The organism is Salinicola tamaricis (genome assembly GCF_003006155.1).
Lineage (GTDB): Bacteria > Pseudomonadota > Gammaproteobacteria > Pseudomonadales > Halomonadaceae > Salinicola > Salinicola tamaricis.
The window spans coordinates 3,787,294-3,801,306 of the sequence record NZ_CP023559.1 but is presented as its reverse complement, the minus strand read 5'-3'; the positions used below and the strand labels follow the sequence as shown (position 1 = coordinate 3,801,306).

Genomic DNA, 14,013 nt, shown 5'->3' with positions numbered 1-14,013 from the left:
GGGCACACCCATGACGCCGACGTTTGCGGCGATCCGCACCCTGCGTGGTGAGCTCGTGGTCAACCTCTGTCGCACCTTCGCCGCGCGCGGTGTGGCCGCCCTGGGCACGGTGATGCTCGGGGTGGTGCTGGGCCGGCTCTATGGGGCCCAGGGGTGGGGCTGTTCGCGCTGGCGCAGAGCCTAATCTTCGGCGCCGGCATCATCGCCTGCTATGGCCTCAACGGCTCGCTGATGCGCTATGTCAGCCAGGACAGCGACAGCCCCAACGTGCGCTGCTACCTGCGCTGGGCGCTGCTTCGGGCACTCATGCTGAGTGTGCTCTTCGCCGTGGCGATCTGGCTGTTGCGTGCGCCGATCGCCGGTGTCTTCGCCGCACCGACCCTGGGCGAGATGCTGCCGGCGATCGCTGTGGCCACGCCGGCCTTCACGCTCTCGTTCGTGCTCGCCGGGTTCCTCAAGGGGGCCAGCATGCCGGCGCGTGCCAGCCTGCAGGAGAACGGCGCCATCTCGCTGTGGGCGGCCATCGCCATTCTTGCGCTGGCGCTCGTTGGCGACACGCGCTCGCTGGTGCTGGCGAGCTGGGCCTTCTGCGCCGCCGCCTGGCTGGTCTTCGCCCAGGGCGCGCTGCATACCCTGCGCTGGTTGCGCCAGCACGCCGCAGCGCTCAGCGGGGCACCGGACCCGGCCACGCTGGCCAACAAGGGCGCCTTCTTCGCCACCGCCCAGAGCTTCATCATGCTCAATCTGTCGATGTTCCTGCAGCAGGTGCTGGGGATGTTCGTCGCCGGGGCGATGTTGAGTCACGTCGACCTGGGGTTGTTCAAGTCGGCGGAGCGGGTGGGCATGATCATCAGCTTCATCCTGCTGGTGATCAACGCGGTCTTCCCGCCGCGTTTCTCGCGGCTCTATCACCAGGGCGATCACCGCGCGCTGGCGCGGCTGGCGCGTCAGAGTACCCGGGTGGCCACGGCGATGGCGCTGCCGTTGGCGCTGCTCTGTCTGCTTTTCCCGACCTGGGTGCTGGGCTGGTTCGGGCCCGAATTCGGCGCCGCGGCGCCGCTGTTACGGATCATCGCCCTCGGCCATCTGGTCAACGTCGCGACCGGCTCGGTGGCTTTCCTGCTGACCATGACCGGGCGCGAGCGGCTGATGCGCAACATCTCGCTGATCTGCGCCACGCTGGGACTGATCGCCTTTCTGGTGCTGATCCCGCTGCTGGGTGCGCTGGGGGCGGCGTTGTCGCTGGCGCTGGTGCTCTCATTGCAGAACGCCGTCGCGGCTTTCTTCGTCTGGCGCGACATGGGCATCGTCATGCTGCCGTTGCCACTGCCTGGGCGTGCGGCGACCGCTGACACGCCGCGCCGCCACACCCGTACGTGATCAAGATCCATACGTGAGCAGGGAGTCCCTCGAGTATGTGCCGATACCCACACGCGACAGGCAGGGCGACGGAAACGCCCGTTACCTCGTCCGCCAGCGCCTCCGACATCGTGACCCTGCCGCTGGCGGCGCTGCTGCAGGCGGTGCACGCGGCCGGCGAGCGGGTCATGGCGATCTATCGCGGCGAGACCGAGGTCACCTGGAAGGCCGACGACTCGCCGCTGACGGCGGCCGATCTGGCCGCCCACGAGGCGCTGGTGCAGGCGCTCGCACGGCTCACTCCGAATGATCCGGTGGTGTCGGAAGAGGCCGCCGAAGCCACGTTCGAGACCCGTAGCGGCTGGCCGCGTTACTGGCTGATCGACCCGCTCGATGGCACCAAGGAGTTTCTCAAGCAAAACGGTGAGTTCACCCTCAACGTGGCGCTGGTCGAGGCGGGCGTGCCGGTGTTCGGCATCGTCCACGCTCCGGCGCTGCCGGCCGGGCCCACCACCTGGTGGGGCGGCGAAGAGGGCGCCTTCAAGCAGGTCGGAGCGGGCGTGGTCGAGCAGCTCCGCGTGCGTGCTTTGCCCGATCCGGCGGCCGAGCCCTGGGTGGTGGTGGGCAGCCGCTCCCACGCCGCCGAGGCGCTCGAAGCCTTCTGTGCCGGGCTGCCGGCACATCGCCGCACCAGCCTCGGCAGCTCGCTCAAGCTCTGCCTGGTGGCAGAGGGCAGCGCCGATCTCTACCCGCGGCTGGCCCCGACCTGCGAGTGGGACACCGCCGCCGCCCAGGCAGTGGTGCTGGCGGCGGGGGGCGAGGTGCTCGAGGCCGAGACGCTGGCGCCGCTGCGCTGCACCCAAGGCGAGAGCTACGTCAATCCTGCCTTCATCGTCTGCGCGCAACGGGATGAGCGCTGGGAAAGCGCGCTGCGGCGCGCACTGTGACCGTGGCGCGTGCCGCCGCTCGCGATGGCGCGAGTGCCGGCACGCGCGGATAGGGACATCAAACCGTACGGAAACCTTCATGCTGGAAATCACACCGGAACGTCAAACCCACCTCAAACAGCTCGAGGCGGAGTCGATTCACATCATCCGCGAGGTCGCGGCCGGGTTCCGCAACCCGGTGATGCTCTACTCGATCGGCAAGGACTCCTCGGTGATGCTGCATCTGGCGCGCAAGGCGTTCTATCCGGGCACGCCGTTTCCGCTGATGCACGTCAACACCACCTGGAAGTTCAAGGAGATGATCGAGTTCCGCGACCGCATGGCGGCAAGCGTGGGCATGGAGCTGATCGAACACATCAACGAGGAGGGGCGCGTCGCCGGCATCAACCCCTTCGATCACGGTAGCGCCAAGTACACCGACATCATGAAGACCCAGTCGCTGAAGATGGCGCTGGACAAGTACGGCTTCGATGCCGCCTTTGGCGGCGCGCGGCGCGATGAAGAAGCGTCCCGGGCCAAGGAACGGGTCTACTCCTTCCGTGACAAGCACCACCGCTGGGACCCCAAGAACCAGCGCCCGGAGCTGTGGCGGCTCTACAACGGCAAGGTCAACCAGGGCGAGTCGATCCGCGTCTTCCCGCTCTCCAACTGGACCGAGCTGGATATCTGGCAGTACATCTACCTCGAATCGATCCCCATCGTGCCGCTCTACTTTGCCGCGCCGCGCCCGGTGGTCGAGCGTGACGGCATGCAGGTGATGGTCGACGACGAGCGCCTGCCGCTGGCACCGGGTGAAGTGCCGGAAGAGAAGTGGGTGCGTTTTCGCACCCTCGGCTGCTACCCGCTCACCGGGGCGGTGGAGTCGCGGGCGGCGACGCTGCCCGAGATCATCCAGGAGATGCTGCTGACCCGCACCAGCGAGCGCTCGGGCCGGGCCATCGACCGCGATCAGGCGGGGTCGATGGAGAAGAAGAAACGCGAGGGGTACTTTTAAATGTCACATCAGTCTTCGCTCATCGCCGACAATATCGAGCAGTATCTCCACGAGCACGAGAACAAAGACCTGCTGCGCTTCATTACCTGCGGCAGCGTCGATGACGGCAAGTCGACCCTGATCGGGCGGCTGCTGCACGACTCCAAGATGATCTACGAGGATCAGCTCGCCGCCATCACCCGCGACTCCAAGACCAGCGGCACCACCGGTGACAAGGTCGACCTGGCGCTGCTGGTCGACGGCCTGCAGTCGGAGCGCGAGCAGGGCATCACCATCGATGTCGCTTACCGCTTCTTCTCCACCGACAAGCGCAAGTTCATCATCGCCGACACCCCGGGGCACGAGCAGTACACCCGCAACATGGCCACCGGGGCCTCCACTGCCAGCCTCGCGGTGATCCTGATCGACGCCCGCCACGGGGTACAGACGCAGACGCGCCGGCACAGCTTCATCGCCGACCTGCTGGGTATCCAGCACCTGGTGATCGCGGTCAACAAGATGGACCTGGTCGACTACGCCGAAGCGCGTTTCGACGAGATCGTCGCCGAGTACCGCGCCTTCGCCGAGAAGCTCGACGCCCGCGACATCCGCTTCGTGCCGCTCTCGGCGCTGGAGGGTGACAACGTCGTCAACCCCAGCGAGCAGATGGATTGGTACGCCGGTCCGCCGCTGCTCGAACTGCTGGAGACGGTCGAGATCGCCCACGACGCCAACCTCTCCGATCTGCGCCTGCCGGTGCAGTACGTCAACCGCCCGCACCTCGACTTCCGCGGCTACTGCGGTACGCTCGAAGCCGGCATCCTGCGCCCCGGCCAGGCGATCAAGGCGCTGCCCTCGGGCAAGCGCTCGCGGGTAGCACGCATCGTCACCTTCGACGGCGACCTCGAAGAAGCGTATCCGGGGCAGGCGGTAACGGTGACCCTGGAAGACGAGATCGACCTATCTCGCGGTGACTGGCTGGTGGCGGCGGATGCCGAGGTGACCCAGGCCAGCGCGCTGGAAGCGGACATCGTGTGGATGCACGAGAACGCCCTCGAACCCGGCCGGCTCTACGATTTCAAGCTGGGCACCCAGGAAGTGGCCGGACGGGTGGCCGAGATCGACTACCAGATCGACGTCAACAGCCTGGCGCAGATGCCGGCGGAGCAACTGGCGCTCAACGCCATCGGGCGCTGCCGAGTGGAGCTGACCGCCAGCGTGCCGCTGGACGACTATCGGCGCAGCCCGGGGACCGGCAGCTTCGTGGTGATCGACCGGCTGAGCAACGTCACCGTGGGCGCTGGGCTGATCCGCGGCGCGGCGGCGGGTCGCGAGGCGAGCGGCGAGGTTGACTGGCAGGCCTTCGAGGTCGAGTTCAACGCGCTGATCCGCAAGCACTTCCCGCACTGGGAAGCCAAGGATTTGCGCACCGTGCTGCGCGGCATCGGCGACTGAAGCGCGCCGCGACACCGCTAAACCCCACCGCTATGCCAAGCCTCCGGCGCGTCGCCCGACGCCGCCGGAGCACCTCGATTCACTGCGATCACTCATCGACGGGAGTGCCATGAGCCTGCTGATACAGACCCGCTATCGCCTGAAAAAGAGCCCTCTGGCCAAATCCCTGATCCTGGGCGTCAACGACCGCCTGCCGCTGGAGGTGAAGGATCGCCTCTATCGTCACCTGGTCGACCCCTATTCGGAGCAGGAGGAGAACAACGACGTGGTCTTCGTGCACGTGCCCAAGACCGCCGGCAACAGTATCTTCCAGGCGCTGTTCGGGGTGCCGGCCCACGGCCACGATCCGGCCGAGCGCTATCGCCGTTTCGATGCCGAGCGCTTCGCGCGCTATTACAAGTTCGGCTTCGTGCGCCATCCGCTGGATCGTCTGGTCTCCGCCTACGCCTACCTCGAGAAGGGCGGTATCGGCCGCTACGACCGCGCCTTCCGCGACAAGTATCTGCGCGGCGTCGCCGGTTTCGATGAGTTTCTGCGCCGGCTGGCGTCGCGGTCGCGCTATCGCCGCCGGGTGATGCGCTGGGTCCACTTCCGGCCCCAGGCCGAGTTCCTGTGCGACGCCCAGGGCCAGCCGCTGGTCGACTACATCGGGCGCTACGAGAACATCGATGCCGATTATCGGCGTATCGCCGCCGATCTGCGCATCAGTCGGGTGGCACCGCTGGCAGTGGTCAACGCCACCGCGCGCCGGGACTTTCGCGACTACTACGACAGCGAGCTGACCGCGATCGCCTCACGCCTCTACCGGCGCGATTTCGAGATCTTCGGCTACACGCCCTGAGCGCCGCATGACCCTTTCGTACTCATGGACCCGAGACATGCTGGTCATCGATGCCAAGCGCGTTTTCGTGGCGCTGGTGGCGATCTTCGCCATCGCGCTGCCCAAGTCGGGTGTCGCCCTCGGCGGCATTCCGCTCAACACCATCTATCTGCTGATCGTGGTGACGTTCCCGATCCTGTTCCTCAAGGCGATGCTGGGCAGTGGCAAGCTCTTTCGCCAGGATCGCTACGCCTGCTACGTGTGGCTGCTGGTGCCGTTCTGGCTGCTGTTTCTGGCGGTCACACTGCTCAACGGTATCGCCAACGTGGGCATCTACTTCGGCTACGTGATGGCGCTGATCGTGGTGCCGATCTTCGTCTATGTCTGGTCGAAGCGCCTGGGGCCGGCGCAGATCGCTTATCTGCTCGTCTGCCTGCGCCACTGCATCCGTTTCGCCATCGTCTTCGGCCTGGCGCTGTTCCTCTACAAGGTCGCCACCGGCCAGTACTTCTCGATACCCATGCTGACCACCACCTATGGGGCCGAGCTGACGCTGGAGGCGAAGATGAACGATCGCGGCGGCCTGTTCAAACTCTTCTCGACCTACAACAACGGCAACATCTACGCCGTGTGCATGATCATGCTGCTACCGCTTTACAGCGTGATCGAGACCCGCCGGCTGTGGGTGCTGGGGCTGATGCTGACGATCATGCTGACGCTGTCACGCACCGCCTGGGCGCTGTTGCTGGTCTACTGCATCTTCGAATATCTGCTCTTCAATCGCGCCATCTCGGTCAAGAAGCTGATCCTGATCTGCTTTGCGCTGTGCCTGGTGGTGCCGGGCATCGTCGGCCTGCTGGGGCTGATGGGGCGCGACATCACCTTCCTGTTCGACAGCGACCTGGGCGGGCGGGCGGGGTACCTGCAGTACTTCTTCGACGCCGGTCTGATCTCGCATACGCCGCTCTACTGGTCCTACGAGATTCCCTACGTGTCGATCGCCGAGTTCGTGGGGCTGATCGGCCTGCTGCCGTTTTTGTTGTTCTTCGCCAACGTGGTGATGGCACGCAGCCTGTTCGACCCCTCGCGTCCCGTGAGCCGCGGTGCCTGTATCGGCTGCGTCATGTACTGGGTAGCCACCTTCTCCGATGCGGCGTTGGTCCTGGTGCCGACCTTCCTGATCTTTTCTTTGCTGGTAATGCTCTCCTTCAGCGAGTGATCCCATGAAAATCATGCATGTATGCGAGACGGTGACGGGCGGCATCGCCACCTATCTCAACAATGTCGCGGGCGAGCAGCTACGCCACCCCGATGTCAGTGGGGTCTCGCTGGTATTGCCGGCGGCGCAGCGTGAGGAGATCGCGCTGGGGACGGCGGTGCGCATCCACGACTTTCCCGGGGAGAGTCGGCCGCAGCGCCTGCGCCACCTGGCCACGCGGCTGTCGGCGGCGGTGACGGCAGAGAGGCCGGACGTGGTCCATGTCCACAGCACCTTCGCCGGGCTTGTCTGCCGTGCGCTGCCGCTGTCGCTGGGCGGTGCCAAGCTGGTCTATCAGCCCCACGGGGTGGCCTTCGATCCGCATCGGGTCGGCGGGCTCAAGCGCCGCGCGATCCAGTGGGTGGAGCGTGCACTCTATGCGCGCAGCGATGCCTTGGTCGCGATCTCCGAATACGAGCAGACGTTGCTGAACGCGGCGGGCATGGGCGAGCGCACGCTGCTGATCAAGAACTGCGTGCGCGACACCCGAGAACACCTTGTCAGCGCCGACAAGGAGGATTTCTACCTGTTCATTGGACGCTTCGACCGCCAGAAGGGGTTCGATCGTCTCTATGCCAGCTGGGGTGAAGCCCATGGCGAGCTGCGAGTGGTCGGTGGCAGCGTGGTGGATGCCGGTACGGCGTTCGCCCCCAAGGCGAACATGCACCTGCTCGGCTGGCTCGACAATGCCAGCCTCGATGGCTTGATCGCCCGGGCCAAGGCGTTGATCGTACCCAGCCGATGGGAGGGATTCGGCCTCGTGGTCCTCGAGGCCTATCGTAACGCCACCCCGGTGATCTGCTCCAACCGCGGCGCGCTGCCGGAGCTGGTGCGCGATGGCGAGACCGGCCAGGTATTCGATTTCGACGATTTCGCGCCGTCGCTGGACGCCGCCCTGGCCCGCTTCGAGGCGAGCGACCGCGAGGCCATGGGGCGTCGCTGTCGCGAGCGTTACGAGCGTGAATTCTCGCCCGCCAGCATGAATGCGGCGCTATTAAAACTCTACCGCTCGAGCGAGCACTGCTATGTATAGTCGGATCCTGATCAACATCTCCAACCCGGAAGACTACCGTTTCTTCAAACGGGTCTTCGCCGCCCCCGGGGCGCAGGCGTGTCGCGTCGATTTCGTGGCCAACAACCTGATCATGTACGTCTACCTGAAGCTCAAGCGCGAAACGGTGTTCATGCCGCGCCGCGGGCGTGGCCGGCACTGCCGCGAGGACAACTTCAGCATCAAGACCGGACGGCTGACGCAGCGTCAGGCGGATCGGGTCTATTCGGGTTTCGCCGATTTCATCGAGCGCGAGCAGCCGCGCCGCGGTTGGGAGCTCTACATTCTTCCCAGCGGCCGGCTGGCGTCGCAGTCGGCGCTGGCCGCTCACGCCCGGGCCCAGGGGATCGATGTGCTCTACACGGGTTACGGCAATATCGGCAACAAGACCTTCGCCGACCCCCAGGGCACCGACATGCAGTCCTATCTCTATGCCCATGTGGAGCTGCTCGACGATTATACGGTCGACCTCGACGCCTTCCGCCGCTGGAAGCGCGACTACACCCAGGCGCGCATGCAAAAGCACGTGATCGGGCAGGCGCGCAAGCTGGACCTGAAGACGGTACTGCAGAAGTGTGTGCAGGTGGCCGGCTGCCGGCTAGAGGCGCTGCTCGGGCTCGCCGGCGAGAACGCCTATGGGCTGTCGGAGCTGGCCAAGCTGCGCAAGGCCGATGACGTCGCGCTCGACACCATGGACTGGCAGACACCCTATCTGTTCTTTCCGATGCAGGTGAGCACCGACGCCCAGATCATTCTCAATTACCCCCAGGGCAGCGTGATCGACGGGCTCAAGCGGGCGATCCAGATCGCCGCGGAAAGGGGGCTTGAGCTGGTGATCAAGCCGCACCCGGCGGAGATCAATCAGGCGATTCCGGCGGTACTGGCCCGGCTGCGCCGCGAGCATGGCTTCAAGATCGTCAACGAGAACACCTTCCGTCTGCTCGATGGGGCCGAGTCGGTGGTGACGATCAACTCCACCGTGGGGCTCGAGGCCAAGCTGCTCGACAAGCCGGTCACCTTCCTTGGCAACACCTTCTATGCGCAGTTCGACGAGCGCCGCCTGGCGGCCTATGTCGACCATTACCTAGTGAACGAAGACTATTTTCGGGATACTCCGTTCAGCGCGGCGAACTTCGCCAAGCTGATGCAAAGAGCCCGATTGCCCATTCTGGATCGAAGCGAGGTAGCTTGATGAAATCCGTACCCATTGCCGGTCTGACGGTAGCGAACGATGCCCCTTTCACGCTGTTCGGTGGCATCAACGTGCTCGAGGACAGGGAGAGTACGTTGAAGGCGTGCGAGACCTACGTCGAGGTCACGCGCAGACTGGGCATCCCCTATGTGTTCAAGGCCAGTTTCGACAAGGCCAACCGCTCCTCGATCCACTCCTTCCGCGGTGTCGGTATGGACGAAGGGCTGGAGATCTTCGCCGCGGTCAAGCGCGAGTTCGGCGTGCCGGTGATCACCGACGTGCATGAAGTCGCCCAGGCGGCACCGGTGGCCGAGGTCGCCGATATCATCCAACTACCGGCGTTCCTCGCCCGCCAGACCGACCTGGTGGTGGCGATGGCGCGCACCGGCCGCCCGATCAACGTCAAGAAGCCGCAGTTCCTGAGCCCGGGTCAGATGAAGAACATCGTCGACAAGTGTGCCGAGGCGGGCAATCAGCAGATCGTGCTGTGCGAGCGCGGCAGCTGCTTCGGCTATGACAACCTGGTCGTCGACATGCTCGGCTTCCGCGAGATGATGGACGTCAGCGGCAATGCGCCGGTGATCTTCGACGTCACCCACAGCCTGCAGCGCCGCGACCCATCGAGCGAGGCCTCCGGCGGGCGCCGGCGCCAGGCGCTGGAGCTTGCCCGTGCCGGCATGGCCGTGGGGCTGGCGGGGCTGTTCCTGGAAGGGCACCCGGACCCGGATCGCGCCCGCTGTGATGGCCCCAGCGCGCTGCCGCTGGACCAGCTCGAGCCGTTTCTGGCCCAGATCAAGGCGCTGGATGATCTGGTCAAGGGCTTCCCCGCGCTGGAGATCCGTTGATGGCCTTGAGCGACCATGCCGATGCGCGCGGCGGCATCGAGCTCGTGCTGTTCGATGTCGATGGCGTGCTCACCGACGGCACGCTGCTGATCGGCCCAGAAGGCGAGGCGCTCAAGCCGTTCAACGTCCGCGATGGCGTGGCGGTCGGGCTGCTGCGCCAGCATGGGATCAAGAGTGGGGTGCTCTCGGCCAAGTCGAGCCAGCCGCTGCTCACCCGTGCCACCCAACTGGGCATGGACGTGATCAAACTCGGCTTCAGTCGCAAGCTGGAGGCGATCGCCCAGATCAGCGCCGAGTGGCAGATTCCGCCGGCGCGCATCGCCTTCGCCGGTGACGACATCATCGATATTCCGGTGATGCGTCGAATCGGGGTCGCCTATGCGCCGGCGGACGCTCATCCGCTGGTACGCAAGGTCGCCACACATGTGACCGCCAGCCTTGGCGGCCGCGGCGTGGCGCGCGAGATCGCCGAGGATCTGCTCGCGGCCCGGGGGCTGACCCTGACCGAGATGTACGCCCATCTGCTCGAGGACGATGACGCGCTGGGCGATCTGGTCCAGTAGTCATCCGCCACGGGCGGTACCCACGACCTAGCGACCCCGTCCCCCAACGGCGTCTGGCGCCAACGGGGGCGGGCATTTCGCCGCCAGCGCCCGCTGGCGGCGGCCTCGCCGAGCCGGTGCTGAGAGTTTCACTTGGCATTGGCTCGAAAGTGGCAAAGAGGCGCGCCTGCGTCCGCCGCTCGATACGCCGGCGCTGATCAGCGCTTTCCGGCACTCACTCAGTCAGTCATCACTCATTCATCACCCAGTACGACCCCGCGCTATCTCAGCAGACGCCGCCGGCGCGGCGTGCCTTGCCCGATTCCGGGTCGGGTGCGTCGCGGCGTGGCCGGGCGTCTCTCGAGCGGGTCATCCCATCGGTCATGCAGTCGCTCATGAGACACAGTCATGAGACACATGGAGGTCCCTATGAATCTGACCTATCTCGATACCGCCCGGCAGGTTTTCGCCAAGGAAGCCGAATCCCTGCTCGAAGTCTCGCGCAAGCTCGACAACGACCTGATCTCCGCGGTCGATGCCATCCTGCGCACGCCGGGGCGGGTGGTGGTGTGCGGTATGGGCAAGTCCGGCATCGTCGGGCGCAAGATCGCCGCCACCTTGGCCAGCACCGGTACGCCAAGCTTCTTCATGCATCCCGGGGAGGCCTACCACGGCGACCTGGGCATGGTCACCGAGCATGACGTCTTTTTGGCCATCTCCAACTCCGGTGAGACCGAGGAGGTGGTCAAGCTGATCCCGTTCCTCAAGGACAACGGCAACTATCTGGTTGGGATGACCGGCAGCCCCGGCTCGACCCTGGCGCAGGCGGCACACAGCCATCTCGACATCGGCGTACTGGAGGAGGCGTGCCCGCTGCAGCTGGCGCCGACTTCCTCGACCACGGCCACGCTGGCGATGGGCGATGCGCTGGCGGTGACGTTGATGAAGGCGCGCGATTTTCAGCCCGAGAACTTCGCCCGCTTTCATCCCGGCGGTTCGCTCGGGCGGCGTCTGCTGAGCCGGGTCGAGCACGAAATGCGCAGCGACAACCTGCCGCTGGTCGAGGCCGACGCCCAGGTACTCGATGTGATCCAGGCGATGTCCCGCGGCCAGCTCGGCATGGCCGTGGTTCGCCACGGCGAGCGCTGGGGAATCATCACCGATGGCGATCTGCGCCGGGCGATCGAGAAGTACGGCGAGCGCGTGTTCACCCGCCGGGCGTTCGACTTCATGACGCCGCAGGCGTCGCGGATCGCGCCTACTGCCCGGGTCGAGGATGCGCTGGCGCTGATGGACAGCAAGCAGATCAGTGTGCTGCTGGTGTTCGATCACGAGCGCCTGGTCGGGGTGTTCAAGAAATGAGGGAGGCGGGCATGCAGGGCAAGGGAGTGCAGGGCAAGGAAGTGCAGGGCAAGGAAGTGCAGGACGAGAAAGAAGGCGCGTGCATGAGCGACAACACCGTCTGGCATGCCCATCGGGTGGATCGGGCTCAGCGTGAGGCGCTCAACGCTCAGCGTGCCTGCCTGCTCTGGTTCACCGGGCTGAGCGGCTCCGGCAAGTCGACCATCGCCGGGCTGGTCGAGGAGCGGCTGCACCAGTTGGGCAAGCTGACCTATCTGCTCGACGGCGACAACGTGCGCCAGGGGCTGAACGGTGATCTCGGCTTCTCCGACGCCGATCGGGTCGAGAACGTGCGGCGCATCGGCGAGCTGTCGGGGCTGTTCGTGGATGCCGGGGTGATCACGCTGTCGGCGTTCATCTCGCCGTTCCGCAGCGAGCGGGCCGCGGTGCGGCGACGGCTGGCGGCGGGGGACTTCATCGAGGTGTTCGTCGATGCCCCGCTGGCGACCTGCGAGGCGCGCGACCCCAAGGGGCTATACCGGCGCGCACGGGCCGGCGAGATCGCTGATTTCACCGGTATCGACTCGCCCTACGAGCCGCCCCAGGTGCCCGAGGTGCATCTGCACAACGATGGCAGTCGCTCGCCGTCGGCGATGGCGCAGCAGGTGGTCGACTATCTCGCGGGCCGGCGCTGCGTATGACAGGCCGAGCGTTGGTGGCGTCTGCGGCGATGGCAAGCCAGGTGCAAGCGGTCATTGAGACTCACGCGTTCAGGGATAACTTCGCGTTCAGTAATAACCACGCGTTCAGGGATAACTAGGCGTTCAAGGGAGAACCACGATGAAAAGCCTGAATCCGGTCCGGCGCCTGGCGCCGCTGATGGATGTGATGGCCATAGCGCTGGCGGGCGTGCTGGCCAGCGAGGTGCGTTTCGGCAGTGCGCGGCTCGATAGCGGCAACGCGCTGGTGCTGGTGCTGGTGGCGCTGGCGGTGGTGTTGATCAATCTGTTCGGTGGCGGCTATAGCAAGTGGCGCTCGACCCGGCTGCGCAGCCGTATCTACCGGCTCTTGTGGGTGTGGGCGGCGGTGTTTGCGGTACTCGCCAGCCTGCTCTATCTGTTCAAGCTCTCCGAGAGCGTGTCGCGGCAGTGGCTGGTGTTCACCTTCCTGCTGTCGTTCTGCCTGGTGTGCGCGTCGCGGTCGCTGCTGATGATGCTGACGCTCTATCACAACGCCAGCGCCAAGAACCGGCGCAAGGTGTTTCTGGTCGGCCCCGAGGAGAACCTGCTCGACGTGGCACGCTCGCTGCGCCGCCACCGCGAGCAGGGCTATGCACTCGCCGGTATCTGCGCGCGCGGGTGCTGCGCAGCCAGCAGACGCCGCGCCATCTGGCCCAGCGGGTGGAGAAGTCGGGCGCCGATGAGGTGTGGATCTGTCTGCCGGTCTCCGAAGGGGCCCATGTGCGGGCGATCATGTACAACCTGCGCCATCTACCGCTGGAGATCCGCTTCATCCCGCACTTCGCCGATATTCCGCTGCTCAACCATCGGGTCAGCCAGGTCGCCGGCAATCACGCCTTCGATCTCAGCGTCAGCCCCATCGCCGGCAGCGCCCAGTGGGCCAAACGCCTGGAGGACATCGTGATCGGTGGCTTGATTCTGCTGTTGATCGCGCCGGTGTGCCTGGCCTGCGCGCTGGCGGTGAAGCTGTCGTCGCCGGGTCCGGTGCTGTTCAAGCAGTTGCGCACCGGGGTCAATGGCCACGATGTCCAGGTCTACAAGTTCCGCTCGATGAAGGTGCACCGGGAGTCCGCCGGCCAGATCTCCCAGGCACCCGTCGCGATCCGCGCATCACCCGGGTCGGTGCCTTCCTGCGCCGGACCTCGCTGGACGAGCTGCCGCAGTTCATCAATGTGCTGCAGGGGCGCATGTCGATCGTCGGGCCGCGGCCGCACGCCCTGGCGCACAACGACTACTACAAGGATCTGGTCGAGTCCTACATGCAGCGACACATGGTCAAGCCGGGCATCACCGGCTGGGCCCAGGTGTGCGGCTATCGCGGCGAGACCGACACCCTGGACAAGATGCAGCGCCGGGTCGAGCACGATCTCTGGTACATCAACAACTGGTCGCTGCTGCTCGACCTGAAGATCATCTTTCTTACCGTATTCAAGGGCTTCACCGGTCAGAACGCCTACTGATACGGCGTTTTTGATCCCTCATCCGTTACG

General features: G+C 65.6%; 14 protein-coding genes and 2 pseudogenes. All 16 read left to right on the top strand.

Features of this window, described 5'->3' with window-relative positions; genetic code table 11:
- Positions 1-10 precede the first annotated feature (10 nt).
- Entirely contained in the window at positions 11-184 is a 174-nt protein-coding gene (locus tag CN538_RS20505) for a hypothetical protein (RefSeq protein WP_164999652.1), read from the top strand.
- Entirely contained in the window at positions 154-1,380 is a 1,227-nt protein-coding gene (locus tag CN538_RS17555) for a lipopolysaccharide biosynthesis protein (RefSeq protein ID WP_164999651.1), read from the top strand. The genes CN538_RS20505 and CN538_RS17555 overlap by 31 nt, the downstream gene beginning before the upstream one ends.
- Positions 1,381-1,490: 110 nt before the next feature.
- Positions 1,491-2,306, top strand: a complete 816-nt coding sequence (gene cysQ, locus CN538_RS17550; protein WP_242495315.1) for a 3'(2'),5'-bisphosphate nucleotidase CysQ — start codon at positions 1,491-1,493, stop codon at positions 2,304-2,306.
- A gap of 79 nt (positions 2,307-2,385) precedes the next feature.
- Positions 2,386-3,300 carry a sulfate adenylyltransferase subunit CysD gene (cysD, locus tag CN538_RS17545; RefSeq protein ID WP_106420265.1) on the top strand — a complete coding sequence of 305 codons (915 nt, stop codon included), beginning with the start codon at positions 2,386-2,388 and terminating at the stop codon, positions 3,298-3,300.
- The gene (cysN, locus tag CN538_RS17540) at positions 3,301-4,734 is read left to right on the top strand and encodes a sulfate adenylyltransferase subunit CysN (protein ID WP_106420264.1); all 1,434 of its coding nucleotides are present in this window, start codon (positions 3,301-3,303) and stop codon (positions 4,732-4,734) included.
- A gap of 109 nt (positions 4,735-4,843) precedes the next feature.
- Positions 4,844-5,575 carry a sulfotransferase family 2 domain-containing protein gene (locus tag CN538_RS17535; RefSeq protein WP_106420263.1) on the top strand — a complete coding sequence of 244 codons (732 nt, stop codon included), beginning with the start codon at positions 4,844-4,846 and terminating at the stop codon, positions 5,573-5,575.
- 37 nt (positions 5,576-5,612) lie between these two features.
- Complete coding sequence (locus CN538_RS17530) at positions 5,613-6,773, top strand: hypothetical protein (RefSeq protein WP_106420262.1); 1,161 nt, start codon at positions 5,613-5,615, stop codon at positions 6,771-6,773.
- Between the two features lie 4 nt (positions 6,774-6,777).
- A complete protein-coding gene (locus tag CN538_RS17525; RefSeq protein ID WP_106420261.1) occupies positions 6,778-7,845 on the top strand; it encodes a glycosyltransferase family 4 protein in 1,068 nt (355 codons plus the stop codon).
- Positions 7,838-9,055: a capsular polysaccharide export protein, LipB/KpsS family gene (locus CN538_RS17520; protein WP_106420260.1), complete on the top strand. Its 1,218-nt coding sequence runs from the start codon at positions 7,838-7,840 to the stop codon at positions 9,053-9,055. Before CN538_RS17525 ends, CN538_RS17520 begins: the two co-directional genes overlap by 8 nt.
- Positions 9,055-9,900: a 3-deoxy-8-phosphooctulonate synthase gene (gene kdsA, locus CN538_RS17515; RefSeq protein ID WP_035470950.1), complete on the top strand. Its 846-nt coding sequence runs from the start codon at positions 9,055-9,057 to the stop codon at positions 9,898-9,900. The genes CN538_RS17520 and kdsA overlap by 1 nt, the downstream gene beginning before the upstream one ends.
- Positions 9,900-10,463, top strand: a complete 564-nt coding sequence (locus tag CN538_RS17510; protein ID WP_106420259.1) for a KdsC family phosphatase — start codon at positions 9,900-9,902, stop codon at positions 10,461-10,463. Before kdsA ends, CN538_RS17510 begins: the two co-directional genes overlap by 1 nt.
- A 408-nt stretch (positions 10,464-10,871) precedes the next feature.
- Positions 10,872-11,804 (top strand): KpsF/GutQ family sugar-phosphate isomerase, encoded by a 933-nt coding sequence (locus CN538_RS17505; protein ID WP_106420258.1) that lies wholly within the window; start codon positions 10,872-10,874, stop codon positions 11,802-11,804.
- 11 nt (positions 11,805-11,815) lie between these two features.
- On the top strand, positions 11,816-12,484 hold the full coding sequence (gene cysC / locus CN538_RS17500; RefSeq protein WP_242495314.1) for an adenylyl-sulfate kinase: 669 nt from the start codon (positions 11,816-11,818) through the stop codon (positions 12,482-12,484).
- 139 nt (positions 12,485-12,623) lie between these two features.
- Positions 12,624-13,073: pseudogene (locus tag CN538_RS23520) on the top strand (Rossmann-fold NAD(P)-binding domain-containing protein); the annotation flags it as partial.
- Positions 12,971-13,540: pseudogene (locus tag CN538_RS25610) on the top strand (sugar transferase); the annotation flags it as partial. The pseudogenes CN538_RS23520 and CN538_RS25610, both read left to right, overlap by 103 nt.
- Positions 13,462-13,983: a sugar transferase gene (locus CN538_RS21350; protein ID WP_277985046.1), complete on the top strand. Its 522-nt coding sequence runs from the start codon at positions 13,462-13,464 to the stop codon at positions 13,981-13,983. The pseudogene CN538_RS25610 and the gene CN538_RS21350, both read left to right, overlap by 79 nt.
- Positions 13,984-14,013 lie beyond the last annotated feature (30 nt).

Coding starts and splice junctions, on each gene's coding strand:
- cysN (WP_106420264.1), top strand. CDS start 3,301: ATGTCACATCAGTCTTCGCTCATCGCCGACAATATCGAGCAGTATCTC.
- cysC (WP_242495314.1), top strand. CDS start 11,816: ATGCAGGGCAAGGGAGTGCAGGGCAAGGAAGTGCAGGGCAAGGAAGTG.
- CN538_RS17505 (WP_106420258.1), top strand. CDS start 10,872: ATGAATCTGACCTATCTCGATACCGCCCGGCAGGTTTTCGCCAAGGAA.
- CN538_RS17530 (WP_106420262.1), top strand. CDS start 5,613: ATGCTGGTCATCGATGCCAAGCGCGTTTTCGTGGCGCTGGTGGCGATC.
- CN538_RS17525 (WP_106420261.1), top strand. CDS start 6,778: ATGAAAATCATGCATGTATGCGAGACGGTGACGGGCGGCATCGCCACC.
- CN538_RS17535 (WP_106420263.1), top strand. CDS start 4,844: ATGAGCCTGCTGATACAGACCCGCTATCGCCTGAAAAAGAGCCCTCTG.
- kdsA (WP_035470950.1), top strand. CDS start 9,055: ATGAAATCCGTACCCATTGCCGGTCTGACGGTAGCGAACGATGCCCCT.
- CN538_RS17510 (WP_106420259.1), top strand. CDS start 9,900: ATGGCCTTGAGCGACCATGCCGATGCGCGCGGCGGCATCGAGCTCGTG.
- CN538_RS20505 (WP_164999652.1), top strand. CDS start 11: ATGACGCCGACGTTTGCGGCGATCCGCACCCTGCGTGGTGAGCTCGTG.
- CN538_RS17520 (WP_106420260.1), top strand. CDS start 7,838: ATGTATAGTCGGATCCTGATCAACATCTCCAACCCGGAAGACTACCGT.
- cysD (WP_106420265.1), top strand. CDS start 2,386: ATGCTGGAAATCACACCGGAACGTCAAACCCACCTCAAACAGCTCGAG.